This window comes from Mogibacterium diversum, assembly GCF_938028775.1.
Taxonomy (GTDB): domain Bacteria; phylum Bacillota; class Clostridia; order Peptostreptococcales; family Anaerovoracaceae; genus Mogibacterium; species Mogibacterium diversum_A.
Map to the genome: position 1 here is coordinate 168804 of NZ_CALIZG010000023.1, position 15389 is coordinate 184192.

At 41.8% G+C, this 15389-nt stretch carries 14 protein-coding genes and 3 pseudogenes; 2 read left to right on the forward strand and 15 right to left on the reverse strand.

The features are described from left to right. Positions 1 to 437 precede the first annotated feature (437 nt). The 15 genes and pseudogenes from Q7O90_RS06720 to Q7O90_RS06790 all read right to left on the reverse strand — a co-directional run bounded on the left by Q7O90_RS06720 (position 438) and on the right by Q7O90_RS06790 (position 14279). Positions 438 to 1394 (reverse strand): ImmA/IrrE family metallo-endopeptidase, encoded by a 957-nt coding sequence (locus tag Q7O90_RS06720; protein ID WP_304128808.1) that lies wholly within the window; start codon positions 1392 to 1394, stop codon positions 438 to 440. A gap of 96 nt (positions 1395 to 1490) precedes the next feature. Continuing rightward, positions 1491 to 1691 carry a transposon-encoded TnpW family protein gene (locus tag Q7O90_RS06725; RefSeq protein WP_287300107.1) on the reverse strand — a complete coding sequence of 67 codons (201 nt, stop codon included), beginning with the start codon at positions 1689 to 1691 and terminating at the stop codon, positions 1491 to 1493. Positions 1692 to 2234: 543 nt separating this feature from the next. Then, positions 2235 to 2696, reverse strand: a complete 462-nt coding sequence (locus Q7O90_RS06730; RefSeq protein WP_287300108.1) for a hypothetical protein — start codon at positions 2694 to 2696, stop codon at positions 2235 to 2237. Beyond that, complete coding sequence (locus tag Q7O90_RS06735) at positions 2686 to 3867, reverse strand: cobalamin-independent methionine synthase II family protein (protein WP_273067576.1); 1182 nt, start codon at positions 3865 to 3867, stop codon at positions 2686 to 2688. The genes Q7O90_RS06730 and Q7O90_RS06735 overlap by 11 nt, the downstream gene beginning before the upstream one ends. Positions 3868 to 3871: 4 nt before the next feature. Beyond that, a complete protein-coding gene (locus Q7O90_RS06740) occupies positions 3872 to 4699 on the reverse strand; it encodes a phosphate/phosphite/phosphonate ABC transporter substrate-binding protein (protein WP_273067578.1) in 828 nt (275 codons plus the stop codon). A 28-nt stretch (positions 4700 to 4727) separates the two neighbouring features. After that, positions 4728 to 5855, reverse strand: a complete 1128-nt coding sequence (locus Q7O90_RS06745; protein ID WP_273067580.1) for an acyl-CoA dehydrogenase family protein — start codon at positions 5853 to 5855, stop codon at positions 4728 to 4730. A gap of 371 nt (positions 5856 to 6226) precedes the next feature. After that, positions 6227 to 6403, reverse strand: a pseudogene (locus tag Q7O90_RS06750) (replication initiator protein A); the annotation flags it as partial. Between the two features lie 89 nt (positions 6404 to 6492). Then, a pseudogene (locus tag Q7O90_RS06755) lies at positions 6493 to 6773 on the reverse strand (CD1845 family protein). 9 nt (positions 6774 to 6782) lie between these two features. Continuing rightward, positions 6783 to 6967 (reverse strand): annotated as a pseudogene (locus tag Q7O90_RS06760) (hypothetical protein); the annotation flags it as partial. Further along, positions 6934 to 8562, reverse strand: a complete 1629-nt coding sequence (rlmD, locus tag Q7O90_RS06765) for a 23S rRNA (uracil(1939)-C(5))-methyltransferase RlmD (RefSeq protein ID WP_304128815.1) — start codon at positions 8560 to 8562, stop codon at positions 6934 to 6936. The gene rlmD and the pseudogene Q7O90_RS06760, both read right to left, overlap by 34 nt. A 732-nt stretch (positions 8563 to 9294) precedes the next feature. After that, positions 9295 to 10257, reverse strand: a complete 963-nt coding sequence (gene whiA / locus Q7O90_RS06770; RefSeq protein WP_304128817.1) for a DNA-binding protein WhiA — start codon at positions 10255 to 10257, stop codon at positions 9295 to 9297. A 79-nt stretch (positions 10258 to 10336) separates the two neighbouring features. After that, positions 10337 to 11209 carry an RNase adapter RapZ gene (rapZ, locus tag Q7O90_RS06775; protein WP_273279557.1) on the reverse strand — a complete coding sequence of 291 codons (873 nt, stop codon included), beginning with the start codon at positions 11207 to 11209 and terminating at the stop codon, positions 10337 to 10339. Between the two features lie 3 nt (positions 11210 to 11212). Beyond that, positions 11213 to 11977 (reverse strand): PHP domain-containing protein, encoded by a 765-nt coding sequence (locus tag Q7O90_RS06780; RefSeq protein WP_304128819.1) that lies wholly within the window; start codon positions 11975 to 11977, stop codon positions 11213 to 11215. Between the two features lie 39 nt (positions 11978 to 12016). After that, positions 12017 to 12958 (reverse strand): UDP-N-acetylmuramate dehydrogenase, encoded by a 942-nt coding sequence (murB, locus tag Q7O90_RS06785; RefSeq protein WP_304128821.1) that lies wholly within the window; start codon positions 12956 to 12958, stop codon positions 12017 to 12019. Next, on the reverse strand, positions 12918 to 14279 hold the full coding sequence (locus tag Q7O90_RS06790) for an AI-2E family transporter (protein WP_304128823.1): 1362 nt from the start codon (positions 14277 to 14279) through the stop codon (positions 12918 to 12920). The genes murB and Q7O90_RS06790 overlap by 41 nt, the downstream gene beginning before the upstream one ends. A 210-nt stretch (positions 14280 to 14489) precedes the next feature. Between Q7O90_RS06790 and yedF the strand changes: the two genes are divergently transcribed. Both yedF and Q7O90_RS06800 read left to right on the forward strand, forming a co-directional pair. After that, positions 14490 to 15071: a sulfurtransferase-like selenium metabolism protein YedF gene (yedF, locus tag Q7O90_RS06795; RefSeq protein WP_304128825.1), complete on the forward strand. Its 582-nt coding sequence runs from the start codon at positions 14490 to 14492 to the stop codon at positions 15069 to 15071. A gap of 18 nt (positions 15072 to 15089) precedes the next feature. Continuing rightward, entirely contained in the window at positions 15090 to 15371 is a 282-nt protein-coding gene (locus tag Q7O90_RS06800) for a DUF3343 domain-containing protein (protein ID WP_304128827.1), read from the forward strand. Positions 15372 to 15389 lie beyond the last annotated feature (18 nt).

A 15389-nucleotide genomic window follows, 5' to 3' on the forward strand; every position in this document is an offset into this window, starting at 1 on the left:
AAGGCACAATAATAGCCTGACGTTTTTCCACATGAAAAGACTGCCCGACCTAATGAGATTAAATTAAATTCTATATTTCTCAGTATTTTACTAACATCCACTTGCATAAATACTAGCAAATAAACAGATACATTGTTTTCAATTTAAACTTACTATGCCTTACAATATTTACAGAAGTATTATACTTCTACTCAAGTAAATACACAAATAGATTAGAATAATTAAAATTTATAGAGCCTAGAGTCAGATTCGGTATACGAAAAGCGAGGCAATTTTTACTCTTGCCCCGCTTTTCACTTTCTCATAATACGTTTTTGGGTAAACATCCGAGAAAGGAATTCTTTTTGCTACTCGCAGTAATCCAATTCACAAAGGTCAACAAACTAATAACTGATGTTTCCCCATGCAAAAGGGATTGGGCAAAATGCCCAATCCCTTTACATTTCATCTTTCCCTAAAATTTGACGGTTCATTTTCTTTATTTCAAAACCATACTTTTCTTTTAATTTTGAGCATCTTTCTTGTGGAATTATTCCTTCATGTTGCAATCTGCCGGCTACAATTCCTGGATGAATTCCTATCGTTTTAGCAAATTCAACAATCTCATCATCAGATGTATATCTTGAAGGAGCTAATCTTCTATAATCCTCAGGCGAAATCAAATAGTTCTTTGCAAACTTATCCGCATCTATTTCCAGTTTATTATTAATATCCATCATTTCTTCTAGCGTACTGCTGATAAAGACCTTCTTAATCTTTTGCTGAAGTACATGCCTGATTTCATGAAATAAAGAAAACCAGAACTTATCTGCATAAACTCCTCGATTGTTTATCGCAAGAACGACCCTATCTTCTGTTACCCACTTGACAGCACCATTCACGCCTGAATTTTTCAAGTGTGGTAATAAAACAAATGCAATACCGCATTCAGCAAATATTTCATACATTCTTGGCAAAAATTCCTTCGGCTTCTTTACCGTCATACCTCTAAGCTCAGGTAAATACCCTTTTAACTTCGCTGCATTATAAGGCTTCGTCTCAATATCTTTTGAGATGTTTATAGCTGTTTGAATCCATGCTCTAGAATTAATGATGTTCTTATCACTATTAAAAGATGAACTTGATCTAAAATTTATTAGAAAATCCGGCTGCAACATAATTCTTAAATCTGCAACCTTAAAATACTTACATAAATTTGCAACTTTATCGTTGATACTTCTTGTTTTTGGCAAGCCAACTACATCAACAAAATATTTATAATCTATTTCTTTTACAAGCTCTGCTTGTGCATCAATATCCCCAGCCTGCTGTATCTCTATCAGTTTTTGATCATAACAGAAATATGTGATAGCAAATGTAATTATTAGATATTTTGATAATTTGTTATATTTCATGCTTTCTCATTCCCATCGTCAAATTCTAATTTATTTGTCTATGTCGCTTAATATTATGGTATTTTTTAGGCATTTTTCTACTGCCAGATTTCATACTCAATCACCACTATTCACCTTAGCTTGTATTACTTTAAACAGCTTATCTTGAAATGTCTCTTTACTCTTTTTATCAAAATATATCTCTGTTACAAAGGTCTTTCCATTTATCTTTTTTGTAAGAATACCATCAGGATTTTGGTGGGGTGATTGTTCTTCTGTCTTTAGTTCTTTAATATCTGTTTTCTCATTTTCTGCCATTTAGTTCCTCCTTTCGACTTGCACAAAAAAGATTTCCTGTAATTAGGAAACCTCTTTTCATATTGGTTGATATTTGGTTTTAGGTTGTTGCTTGTAGCCTCTTTCTTGCTCTATATTCTCTTGCTTTTATCCGCTCGTACTCTCGGCACTTTTCAAGATTTTTCGGTCTGTTCTTTGGCAAGACTGTTTTTTACCAGTGCTTCAAACTCTGATTTGTTTGTATCATATTTTCTAATGTAACAGATACAAAAATAAATCCCAAGTTTATTTCCTTCTCCCGTTTTCATCAAAATTGTTCTTCAATGCGATTTCTGTTGAAATAATCACTCCAGCTAAAGGAATCATCTGTATCATCGTGATAATACTGCCAACAGTTCCCACCGTCTCCGTTCCCTTTCCAAAAACAATAGCTATGGCAATCACGGAGAGAGGTGCTAAAATCAGCCCGCAACGATACCGAGGGTGCGGACATTTTCTTGGACAGTCTATCCGACTAATCCAAGGTTATGTCCGCACCCTCCTCTCCACAAAATCTTCTTAAATCTAAATGGTGAACTCAAACTCAATGCTAATATCCAACCTATCTTTTAAGGTATTATAGATTAAACATTTTGATATGATATTTCTAAAGTAAGTCTCAGCCTTATCAGCTTCCATAAAGGTATATAGGTATATTTTTATCTTGATACTCTCAATATAAGGCAAGTCATCAAAGCCCTTTACAGCCAAGAGACTCAGGGGATTTTTCACAGTTACCACAGTCTGACTTTCTAAGTCCATTATTGTTTCACCCTGTTTTTTTGCATATTTATCTATTGTAATAAGCAAATCCGAAACTATAGAGGCAACAAAGTGGTCAAGCGAGGTAAATTCTTCTTCTTTAGAATCAAAGCTGATATTTTCATTTATATTGATACTAATTTTTTCATTATAGGCTTTCACGCCGTTATTTACAGCAATTAATCTATATTTTTTTTCATAAATTTCAGATTCTCTAACACTCATCTCTTAATATCCTTGCTGCTGTAACCATGTTTTTAATCTTGTTTTCTATATTTCCATATGTATTCACCGGTCTATTTGAAAATGTTGCATAACCACAATCAGGATTGAGCCAAAGATTTTCTTTTTTTACATATTTTAAGGCTTCCCTGGCTCTCTCCACTATGCCTTCTACACTCTCTGCCTCATCCATTCTCGGATTTAACACTCCCAGACCAAGAATAATATCACTGTTAATCCTATCATCTGCTAATAACGCCTTGAGTTCTCCGGCTCTTGGAGTCGAAAATTCAAGAGAGAGATTATCGCAACCTGATTTACTAAATAATTCAACCAAAGGAGTATACGGTCCTTCCAGTAAAATTTCTTCTTTTTTGCTCCAATTCCCTCTACAGACATGCAGGGCTGACATTGATAATTTTTTATTAATTTTGCTAATGACTGAACTTATTAGATGCGTAGCAAATTCCAACTCTTCTGTTGGATCTTTTCTCTGTGACAGACTGGCACACATAAAACTTCTTGGCTTACCCTCAGTAAACACAATCTCAGTCAGAACAGGCTCATCAAGCTGGATTACATCCACTCCTATTTTTTGAATTTCTAATATTTCTTTTTCAAAAATATCAATTACAGCCTCACCTAAAGCTTCTTTGGACGGATATCCATTTTTAGAAAGTTCGTACAGCCACATACTTCTGGTAACCAGATAAGGCCCCGGCATTGTGATCTTAATAGGCTTATCAGTATATTTTTTTACCATCAGAAGCTCATTTTTTACTATGTCTCCCTTGTAAACAAGCTTATCATTACAGATTGCATTTTTAATTGACTGAGCTGGTACATCCAAGATACTGAGCTGATTTTCAAATTCCCTCTTATCTTCTATATATTCAAGCATATCAGCCTGAGTCATTTCAATGACTCCACCTATTTTTTCTGAAATGAACGAAACATAATTATCCCTTGCTATCTCACCGGAAGTTATGATATCTATACCAAGTTCTTCCTGCATCTTAATTATTTCCCTCGTCTGTTCCTCGACAAGGTTCATATATTCTTCTTTCTCCATCATACCAGCTCTTACCATGCGTCTAGCCTTTAGTACCTTTTCACTTCTAGGCATAGAACCAATAAGAGCGGTAGATAAAGGTTTAAACTTATCTACCGCCATATTTTTATCTCTTTTCGTTAAAATTTTCCAAGAAATTCAGATACTTATTTGCTTCTGTAATCTGCTCAAAGCCTGTTGTTCTTCCCTCAACCCACTTAGTCAGACCTTCCATATCCATTATCTCTTTTTCTTTTTCATTGGAATAGTCCATCTTAAGCATTATATCGGAGAACTCTTTCAAATCCTCATCACTTACATCCTGATGAGCAGAGAACAGACAATGATCAAACTTTTCTGTCTTGGCTAAAACTTCAACAACATTTTCATCAACACTTCCGTCCTTTAGCCAAGCTTCAAAGTTTGGTGCAAGTACAAAGCTTGCTTCAGTTTTGCCATCAATCATTGCATACATTGCATCTTTTTCACCACCAACATGGTCACCATGAAGTCCAACTCCAATATCAAATCTTACTTCCTCATAGTCCTTTCCAAATTCTAGACCATTATCTCTTAAGAATTTGATAGGTATGAGTCTTGCCTGTGGAGAATCTATGGCACCGAAGCCAATCTTCTTGCCCTTAAGATCAGATACATTCTTAAAGCCCCTGTCTTTTCTAACAACCATATAAGTACAAAGGTCTCTGTCTGTATTTCTCATAGGCCCAAACTTATCTTTTCCAGCCAGTCTAAGATGTGAATCAAGCCTTGCTAATGGAGAATTCCAAGCTATATCAATTTCTTTATTTTCTAATGCAGTTACCTGCAAATCATAATCTTTAAAATATACGGCTTCTATCTCCGCACCATTTTCCTTGTAATAATCCTCTATCATCTGCCATATAACAGACACCTTAGGATCATATAAAACTGCACCTACTTTTAATTTTTTCATATATTCCCTCTTGTCAGATTATTTACTATTATACTAATGGCTGTCCTGTAATAGCCTTTCCTAACCATACAATGAGTACATCTACAGATGGAGCCATAATCTGACCTGCGTAAGAGTCTCTTAAAAGTCTCTCAATCTGCGTTGCCTTGTTGTAAGTCTTTCCTCCTCCTATTCTCATAGCAAGTCTTGATGCTTCAATTGCATTTTCAGATGCATTGATTCTTGCCGCAATGATTTTTGCAACTGCATCAGCTTCACCAGCGTTAAAGCTTCTTGCAGCTTCTCTTGTTAAGAATTCAGAAGTCTGAGCCATAGTATATATTCTAGCTAAGTGAATCTGTACTGTTTCAATATTGGAAAGTGATCTTCCATCAGGATATTTTCTGCTCATAGAATAATTGGTTGCAAGTTCAAGCTGAGCCTGTACTAAACCGGTATATACGCTTGCAAGACCAACTATAAACATAGGTGCTACCTGAGCAAATACCTGATCCATACCACTTCCGTCCTCACCAATTCTCATAGACATAGGAAGTTTTATATTGTCCATCTTCATTGGGCAGGATACATTACCTCTCATACCGATACCCTTCCACTGATTCATTGCAAATGAAAGTCCGACACTGTCCTTTGGTACTATCCAGTTATTGATTGCGTTTTCTTTCTCAGCAGGAGCAAGTACAAGATAATAAGCAGCCTGTTCAGCGGAAGTTACCATGGATTTAACTCCATTTAATACAACTCCTTCTGCACTATACTCAGCCTTTACTTCAGGCAGATAGAAATGTGTTCCTGTGCCGAACTCAGAATAAGCAAGTGCTAAAAATACTTCATTTTCTACAACATCCTTGCAAATAGCTTTCTTGGTTTCTTCTGTTGCATTTGCAAGTACACAGTTAAGTGCAACATTGTGCATCATATAGCAAAGGCCTGCTGTTGGGCAATATTTTGCAAATGCAAGCACTGCCTCCTGATGCTCTACTATTCCTTTTCCTAAGCCCCCAAGCTCTGTAGGAATTATCAATTTGAAGTATCCTGCTTTCCCCATCTCCTTAAAGGTTTCCACAGGAAAAGCCGCATTTTCATCGGTTTCCTTTGCATAAGGTGCTACATGCTTTTTCGCAAACTCCAGTGCCTCATTATAAAAATCTGACATAGCAAACTACCTCCTTATAATAGTTAAAATATTCAAATGTATATGTATTGTTTACATATTATATGTGGACTTTGTACAAATACACAGTTATTTTTACATACTGCCAAGGTTCTGTCAATTAAAAATGCACTATAAATGACTAGATTTATAGTGCATTTCTATGAAATAGCAATAATTTTTTAATCCTTTCACTCTATTCCAATATTTTCAAATACATGTCAAGTCTGGAGTTTACATAACCTGCAAACAGTTTCTCCATTGCAGAAAGATTATTTTTTTCATGATACTCGTCAAAAGCCTTATAATATTCCATACTATCCATTAATTTTATATCTATTGGAGGATACCCTGCCTCAGATTAACCAAAAGTCTTCCTTGTCTATCCAGTTATTCTTAAAGGACATTCCAGTTCGTTTCAAAAGCATGGAGTATAGGATAATGGCTTCAGCAGACAGTCCCTTAAATTCTTCTCCGTCTACCAATATTTCAGGCACTTTCAGAAAGTTAAATCGCTCTGCTTCACGATTATAGAAATAGTCAAAGTCCATGCAGGATCACCTCCCTTCTTAAAAATTTGCAAAGAAAAAGACGATAGTTTTTTCTCTATCGCCTTTGGTAACCATTTTTATGAAAATTTTTAGATTGATTTTATTGCTTCATTGATACCTTGTAAAAAAGCTGTAACTGCTGCTCCAACCATCGGTATTCCGTATGGACTTAACAGGAATCCTAATATCAATGCTTCTATGCCAGTTGAAAAATCTTTTTGAAACAATGATACAGCCCCGACAACGACACACATAAGCATCAATAAATATAATATCATTGTTCCTATACCAAGTAAGAATGTCAGAAAGGCAGTGAAGATACTTAACAGTAAGCTAATTGGAAACAAGATTTTTTTATTATCCATCTCATCATATAGTAATCCTCACTTTCTAAAGCATTCTTTGTATCTCCACAAACCATATCAATACAACCATTCACATCAATATAATTTCTCAGGACTTTTTTCGTCCTCCATCGCCATCTTCTACAAATACAAAATGCTTGTAAAGCTGCTTAAAATACAGGATTTTTACGATTTCACTCTTTGTATCAACGCTATGCACTCGACGTGCATCGTCGCCACAAACATATCCACTGGTGTCGCCTCCACGAACTCATAACCGAGTTCACCTAGTAGCTTGATATCGCGAGCCAGTGTTCCTGGGTTGCAGGACACGTACACTATTTTGTCCACCTCACAACTTGCGACTGCTCGGAGAAGCGCCTCATCGCAGCCTGCGCGCGGAGGGTCGAGGATAGCGATCTTTGGGGCATTTTCATCGATATAATCTAGGAAAAGCTTATCCTCTTTGTCGAGGAGTCTCGGCATCACATGTTCGGCGCGGCCGGTGTAGTAGCGTGCATTTACAATGCCGTTGATTACTGCGTTGCGATTGGCATCGATAACGGCATTTTTTACTGACTCGATTCCGATAATCATGCCAGCCTGAGTCGCCATGCTGAGGCCGATGGTTCCGATGCCGCAGTAGAGGTCAAAGATGGTTTCGCCGCCCTTGAGACAGGCGTATTCCCTGACCTTGGCGTAGAGCTTGCTCATCTGCTTCGTGTTGACCTGGTAAAAAGCAGGTGCGGAAATTTCGAACTTCATGCCGTCGTCCGTTATGTCGGTAACCGTATTGGAGCCTGCCACAACCTCGTAAGCGGTAGCGGGTTCGCGGACGTCTTTTGCCTTATTCACCTCGACAACCACGCTCTGTAGGAAGTATGGTTCGGCTTCGGTCGAGACCGCATCGATTGCGTCGCTGATGGTGTAGATGACTTTCTCGGCATTTGGCAGATGCTTGGCTGTGCCTGTAAATATGAGCATCATCTCACCCGTGCCCTCGCAGACCTTGATGGTGAATCCCCTTAGAAATCCTTTGCCGTGTCTCACATCGTATACGGAAATCAGCTTGTCCTGTAGGAGATTGCGGATTGCATTGGCTGCCGCCATAGTTGCACGTTTCTGAAGGAGGCAGTCGGTGCAGTCGACTATTTTGTTGCTACCGCGCTTGTTGAAGCCGACGAGCGGGCCAGCGCTCGTCATCGCAACTGCGAACTCAGCCTTGTTACGGTATCTAAGCATTGAGTCAAAAGCCTCGCTGGCAGTACCGCCAGCACTCTCAGTCTGCTCAGGTTGCCCAGCCTCCTCAGACTCCTCGGTCTTTCCAGTTATCTCAGGTTGCCCAGTCTCCTCAGACTCCTCGGTCTTCCCAGGTCGCCCGATCTGCCCAGCCTGCCCTCCGTCGGCTCCGATTCTATCTGCGGCGCCCAGGACTTCCATGACAGTTGGTTCCTCAAGGGCGCCTATACGCTCGAGCTTAGTGATTATGTTTTTGCGCTTGATGCGGAGCTGTTCCTCATAGCTAAGCTCGAGCATCGAACAGCCGCCGCAGTCCTGATAGTACGGGCACGGCGGCTGTACTCTGGCTGCGGAAGCCTCAAGAAGCGTAATTGTCTCAGCAAATGCGTAGCGCTTCTTGAGCCTCGTGATGCGGGCGCTCACCTTATCCCCCGGAACGGCGCCCGCCACAAAAATAGCAAGGCCAGACAACCTGCCCAGTCCCTTGCCATCATCAGTCATATCTGTAATTTCGAGCTCTACAATCTGCCCTTCATTAACTACAAGAGCAGCAGTCTTATCAATATTATCGCTCATTTTCACCTCGGAATGTTTTTTCTAAATTTATCTTTACCTAGTATTGCTTTTTAACAATTTGCTTGCTAGAATTTTTCGCTTTTTAAACACAGATTACTTGCTTTTCGATTTCCCATCCTCTAAAATCTTCCACCTAAATCCAACATTATTTATAAAAGTGCTTGATTCGAGGCTTCTCTCCTGCTAGAATCCTCATCAAAATTAATCTTGATTCAAAACTTTGCGTCTACTAAATCCTCTGAATTTTATTTATAGAAGTGCTTGATTCTAGCCTCACCTCTGCTACAATCCTTCAAATCTATTCATTAAAGGGCTTGCTTTCATCCTCCGCGTCTGCTAAAATCCCGCCTTCATTATCTGCAGGACTTGATTTCTCAAATCACAACTGCTAAAATCCACCAATTTTATACGAGTTGTGGCTTGATTTTTATTCCTCCAGCCGCTAAAATCGGCCACTTTGTGCTTGATTTTTGAATTCCAAACCGCTAAAATCCCATCCTCTTTTTACTTGCTTCTCAGTCTTGCCCCTGCTAAAATCTCTACCAAATTATTAGCCATAAAACTCCCTAAGTTTCACACCAAATAGTCTAAAATCTGCACTCTCATCTATCACAGCCAGCAAAACCGAATTCCCAATCCCCGATTACTAAAAATCTCCCAGCAATTTCTGATCTCTAACTACTTAAGTTTCAGCATCCACCAGCCCTCAATCATCACTTTCAGCACCAAGCTCTACCTCGCAAGCCCCTCCGCTATCTCCTTCAGCTTTGCGAAGCGTTTGCTCACGCCCGGTTTCTTGATTGGCGGGCTCAGAGCCTCGCCTATCTCCGATAGGCTGGCACCTGGGAGCTCAAGCCTGAGCTCCGCAGTGTCGCGAAGTACAGGTTCGAGGTTTTCTAGACCGAGCCTCTCCTTGATGATTTCTATATGGCGTATCTGCTGTTCGGCGGCGGTCAGGGTTCGGTCTACATTGGCGTTGTCGCAGTTCGAGATCCTGTTTACTTCGCGCCTGAGCCCTCTACCAATTCTGATATTTTCGAATTCCAGCATCGCCTCATTAGCACCCATGATACCTAGCATATCGCTTATGTATTCAGCGCGCTTCAGGTAGACGATGTGCTCTTCACCGCGCTCAATTAGGCCAGCTGACAAATCAACGAAGCTTCCAATCAGCTTCCTTAGGTCATGTGCGACATGTTCGCTATTGAGCACGAATTCCAGATGATAGCTCTTCTTGGGGTCGGACATGGTGCCGACGCCCAGGAATAGACCCCTTAGGTATGCCTTCTTACAGCATTTACTTCTGACAATCGGCTGGTAGATGCCGTCACTAAGGAACTCATCACCTTCTCGGATGAGCATCATGCCAGTCTCGCGTAGTATCTGCGAGCTCTTCTCATCTGGCCTGATAACCAGAGAGTATCTGTATCTATAGTTACCGCGTGATTTCCCCGGCATCTGTGAATTTCCGACTTCGATACCAGCGTTGCTACCGAAGTATTCCTTGATTAAGGTCTTATAGTGCCTTGCAATCGCTGGATTCTCTGTCGATGCTACTATTGTAAATTTTCCACCGCCAGCAAGTCTGAGGCTGCCTGCAACTCTCAGAAATCCCGTGATTTCCGCAAGCATGCAGCACTTCTTGCTCGGCATGACGCGCGCTAGTTCGCCCTTAGTCTGTGATGAGAAAGACATCTGTCTGTATGACTCCCTTCAAGTTATAATTTGTACCGCTTGATCACTGCATAAGGGCTAGCGCTTATCTATAGTCTATCTATTTCTTGCTAATTCCCTTTGCGATGAAATCAAGGTCTCTATGTGTCACCGTCACTCTGTATCCGTCCTCGTGGAAGAGCTCTGCCATCTTGTTGGCGATTGCCACTGATCTGTGGTGACCGCCGGTGCATCCAAATGCTATATTGAGATGATACTTCCCCTCGTGGATGTATCCAGGTATGAGCTCCTTGATGAGCGCGTGGTACTTGTCCACGAACTCATTTGCGAGGTCCGACTTGAACACGTAGTTTACGATTTTCTTATTGTTGCCGGTGAGCTTCTTGAGACTCTTGACATAGTATGGATTCGGAATGAATCTTACATCCACCATGATGTCTGATTCACTCGGAATACCGTGTTTGAAGCCAAATGAAGTCACGTTGATATTGAACTGATTCCCTTCCTTGCCGAGGAATATCCTTCTCATCGCCAGGTTAAAATCAGCAACCTTCATGGTGCTGGTGTCGATGATATAATCAGCCTTCTTGCGCACGCTCTCAAGCCGTGTTCGCTCCTCTTCGATTACCGCCTGTGTAACCTTTCCGCTCGCGAGCGGATGGTGCCTTCTCGTCTCGTTGAATCTCCTGACGAGCGTTGGAGTCGAAGCATCCACAAAGAATACCTCGCTCTCTATCTGCTCGCTGCTCTTTAGCTGATCGATAACCTCTACCAGATCGGAGAAAAACTCACCACCACGGACATCGGCAACGAACGCAATCTTGTCCATGCCATTTGTCATCGAAAGTTCTACGAAATTCATCACCAGCTTAGGTGGCATATTGTCGATGCAGTAGTACCCCTGATCCTCAAGCCAATCTGCGGCCTTAGTCTTGCCTGCACCCGACATCCCTGTGACTATGACAATCTTCATCTCTTACCTCTTCTCAATATTGATGATTCTCTCTAGGTCAAGCCCCGCTTCCAGCGCTCTCTCTACACCAGCAATATAATTACCAACTTTATCCGGCACATGCGCATCGCTGCTTATGGCAAATTTCACATCGTAATTCGCCGCTATTTCGATTTCTTCCTTAGTTAGGTGTGTATGGCGTGTGCTGATTTCCATAAGTGTGTTCGTCTCTTCGCATGCCTTGCAGAGCTCCTTCATATCGAACGGACCCTTGTCACCAGGGTGAGTTAGGAGAAATATATCGTTCTCATACAGCGCTCTGAGAGCCATATCGGTGTTCTTATTTCTTAGCTGCTCCCTGCTTCCAGACGGCAGTCCTGCGTGCCAGCATATGTAGTTTGCAGTCATGTAGCCGTGCGGAAGTCCGTAGTGGTATCCAGCGTTGACGATATCGAATTTATCTAGATTCTCCTTCTTGATATCTAGTCCATTAGGAGTGTTGATGATATTAGCTTCTACTCCGAGCAGGACTTTGACATTTGGGAACTCCCTCATAGCCTCTTCGATATCCGCTCTCATAGCTGCCAGCTTGCCCATCTTGAGCCCGTAGAACTTATGTCCCGGTCCGTGATCCGTAATCGCCAGCTCGTGCAGTCCCTTAGCTGAAGCTGCAGCGACATTCTCAAGGACTGTCCCCTTGCCATGCGCATACATCTTACCGTGCGAATACCTCGTGTGAGTGTGGTAGTCCGCCGTCAATTTATATAGCTTTTTAATGTTGTTTTTCATCAGCTTATCGCTTCCTTTTCCCCTTGTACCCTCTTAATTCTATTCCGCATCGATAATTCTCACCTCAGGCTCGAGCTTAATCCCCGAATTCTGCTCGACTTCCTGGGCCACTATATCGATTAGTTCTCTCACGTCCTTAGAGGTAGCGCCCCCTATATTGATAACGAAGCCAGAGTGCTTCTCAGATACCTGTGCTCCTCCGACTGTCCTGCCCTTTAGTCCAGCCTCCTCGATTAGAGCTGCCGCATATCCGCCTACAGGTCTCTTGAATGTACTGCCTGCGCTCGGAAAATTCACCGGCTGCTTCGTTCTGCGCTTCTCAGCGAGATCATTCATCCTCGCTGAGATAGCTTCTTTATCATCTCTCTGCAATCTAACCCTTGCATAAATTGCAATATCATCATTATGCTGCAGTACACTATCCCTGTATGAGAACTCCATCTCTTCTCCAGACAGTTCATATACCGAGCTTCCGTCAGATTTCATTAGAGTTACGCTTACGACTACGTCCTTCATCTCTCCGCCGTATGCGCCAGCATTCATGAAAAGTGCTCCGCCAAATGTTCCCGGGATTCCCGATGCAAACTCGAGTCCAGCGAGGCCGTTATCCCTTGCGAAGTTAGCAGTGCTTGACAGCATGCGAGCCGCTCCAGCTCTTATCACATCATCTCCCGCTTCGAGTAGCTCGATATGCTCGAAATCTCCACCGAGCTTCACTATCACGCCGCGGTATCCTTCGTCTGCAAAGAGTAGGTCGGAGCCATTTCCAATTAGCATATATCTCACATCTTCACTATGAAGTAAGCTTAGGATGTTGCTGAGCTCCTCTTCATTACAGACGGTCACAACTACATCAGCTGGACCCCCTATGCGAAAGGACGAGTGCTTACTCATCGGCTCATCCAGTCTTATCTGAGCCTCAGGTATGTTCTCCCTTATCTTATCTATTAGGCTTGTCTTTATTAAGCTTCTCTGTGGCATGATTCTCTCCGTATAATTCATTCTCCTCAATGCCGAACTTGGCATAATCTGTATATGACCTGATGTCGGTCTCCTTGCTGCGTTTTCTCAGCTTGTTGTTAGTTAGCTTGCCTGCATATCTGTAGAACACTGCAAAAACCGGAACTCCCAGCGCCATGCCAAGGAATCCGAACAGTCCTCCTCCGATAAGTACAGCGATAAGAACCCAGAAGCTGCTTATTCCGATAGCGCTTCCGACAATCTTAGGCCCGATTACATTTCCGTCGAGCTGCTGAATTACGAATATCATGATGATAAAGTATCCAGCTTTAACGGGATCCTCCAACATGAGGAGGCACACCGATGGAATAGCCCCTAGGAACGGTCCGAAGAACGGTATTACGTTCGTCACTCCGACAATCACTGCGATGAGCAGTGCGAGTGGCATATTCAAAACTAGCAGGCACACATATGTCAGGATACCGATTATTATCGCATCGAGAATTCTTCCGACGATGAATCCGATAAATGTCTCGTTTATGATCTTTGCAAACTCATAAAGGCTTCTCGACTTCTGCTCGGAGCATGTCGCTGCAACGATTTTACGAGTATTTGCGAATATTGTCTCTTTATAATTTAGCAAATAGATTGAGATGAGTATTCCGACGAATAGATTTGCACTGCCGCGCACGACACTAATAATCTGCGCTGAAACCATGCTGGCAACATTCTGGAAGTTGTCTTTTAGGATGTTGTCTCTTATCCAGTCGATAATTTCGCTAGTACCTGCGTTTGCAGCTTCGTTTATCCACTTAACAATCTGCGGGAAGTTCTGCAGGTGATGCTCCGACCATGACGAGAAGTATGCAAGTCTCTGTGGCATGGTGTTCATCAGGTTAACTATGCTCATGACAATCTGTGGCACCACAAAGTATCCGATAAGTGCAAAGAACGCTACGATTATCAGTATAGAAATTGCACTCGCACTAATCTTGGCAATTGCGAGATTCCTCTTAGTACGAGTAGTAGCATCTTCTTGTGGCATGTTTCGCCCGCCAGCAAACTTCATGCAAACTGGCCCTTTGCAGTCCTCCGGAGAGCGATTGCTGCTATCCCTAAGCTTCGTATAAATAGCCTTAACCAGTTTATTGTATATAGGGCACAGCAGAAATGCTATGAACACGCCGATATACACCGGCATGAGTGTCTTATTAATAGTCGCTAGGCCGTCGGTAAACTTCGTCTTATTAAGCACATTTGACAACATGATAAGCACCGAACCACTGACAATTAATGCGATTGAAGCTTTGATATACGGACTCTTTACAAATTTCCTGAGCAAAATTCCACCTCTCTATCTGCACATATATATACATAATTATATTACTATAAAACGCGTGTCTTTTGTGACTATCTGTGTGAAAATACACGGAAATTCACCAGATACTTTAGCCTGCCAATATTTTAGATTTCTATTTGAAGTAACTTTCCTACACTGTTATGATAATAATGTATATTATATTTTGAATTATTAGTCTGGAGGTATCACAAGATGAGACTAGATGCAGCAGGCAAGGCATGCCCAATCCCTGTAATTATGGCAAAGAAAGAATTAGATAATGGTACTCAGGGCCTCGAGATTATCGTTGACGGACAGACACAGATCGATAACCTAGAGAGACTCGGTAACGCATATGGCAGACCTATCAGTTCAGCACCAGAGGGAGATAAGTTCCTCGTAAGCTTTGCTGATGGAGACGGAAAAGTCCCTGAGAGCGCAAGCAGCTTCTCAGCTGATAGCTACGCAGTATTTTTCAACAAGGCTTCCGTAGGTACTGGAGACCCAGAGCTTGGATTAAACCTTGCCAAGATGGCTATATTCACTCTCTCAGAGGGTGACAACATCCCTTCATACGTTCTATTTATGAACGATGGCGTTAAGCTTACAACAGGAATCGAGGAGCAGATTGTCGATAATCTAAACACTCTAATCGATAAGGGAACTAAAGTTCTCGTATGCGGAACTTGCCTAAACTTCTACGGAGTTAAGGACGACTGCAAGGTTGGAACCATTAGCAACATGTTCGATATTCTCGGTGCAATGCAGGAAGTATCCAAGGTTATCACTCTGTAATATTGGAGTAAATATTTTATGACTGAAGAGTATTATCTATACACATTCGAGTCGACTCACGGCGCTATAGCTACAGAGAAGCTTCTAAAGGCTCTCGGATGCACCGTCATGCCCGTTCCTCGTCATATCTCGACGAGCTGCGGTATATCGGTGAGAGTTGATGTAGATAAGTTCGGTAGCTCCAAGGAGATTTTCCTCGGTAGCACTGACCTGTCACCTGATGAATACCATGTGTATCACATCACTGATGACAAATCTGACAGAGAACACGGCTTAAAATTCGAACCGGTTGAGCTATAGCCACGTAAAAGGCTTGGG

Excerpts from the sequence above, each read along its gene's own strand:
- Q7O90_RS06720 (WP_304128808.1), bottom strand. The coding sequence starts at position 1,394 with ATGAAATATAACAAATTATCAAAATATCTAATAATTACATTTGCTATC.
- Q7O90_RS06725 (WP_287300107.1), bottom strand. The coding sequence starts at position 1,691 with ATGGCAGAAAATGAGAAAACAGATATTAAAGAACTAAAGACAGAAGAA.
- Q7O90_RS06730 (WP_287300108.1), bottom strand. The coding sequence starts at position 2,696 with ATGAGTGTTAGAGAATCTGAAATTTATGAAAAAAAATATAGATTAATT.
- Q7O90_RS06735 (WP_273067576.1), bottom strand. The coding sequence starts at position 3,867 with ATGGCGGTAGATAAGTTTAAACCTTTATCTACCGCTCTTATTGGTTCT.
- Q7O90_RS06740 (WP_273067578.1), bottom strand. The coding sequence starts at position 4,699 with ATGAAAAAATTAAAAGTAGGTGCAGTTTTATATGATCCTAAGGTGTCT.
- Q7O90_RS06745 (WP_273067580.1), bottom strand. The coding sequence starts at position 5,855 with ATGTCAGATTTTTATAATGAGGCACTGGAGTTTGCGAAAAAGCATGTA.
- rlmD (WP_304128815.1), bottom strand. The coding sequence starts at position 8,562 with ATGAGCGATAATATTGATAAGACTGCTGCTCTTGTAGTTAATGAAGGG.
- whiA (WP_304128817.1), bottom strand. The coding sequence starts at position 10,257 with ATGTCTTTCTCATCACAGACTAAGGGCGAACTAGCGCGCGTCATGCCG.
- rapZ (WP_273279557.1), bottom strand. The coding sequence starts at position 11,209 with ATGAAGATTGTCATAGTCACAGGGATGTCGGGTGCAGGCAAGACTAAG.
- Q7O90_RS06780 (WP_304128819.1), bottom strand. The coding sequence starts at position 11,977 with ATGAAAAACAACATTAAAAAGCTATATAAATTGACGGCGGACTACCAC.
- murB (WP_304128821.1), bottom strand. The coding sequence starts at position 12,958 with ATGCCACAGAGAAGCTTAATAAAGACAAGCCTAATAGATAAGATAAGG.
- yedF (WP_304128825.1), top strand. The coding sequence starts at position 14,490 with ATGAGACTAGATGCAGCAGGCAAGGCATGCCCAATCCCTGTAATTATG.
- Q7O90_RS06800 (WP_304128827.1), top strand. The coding sequence starts at position 15,090 with ATGACTGAAGAGTATTATCTATACACATTCGAGTCGACTCACGGCGCT.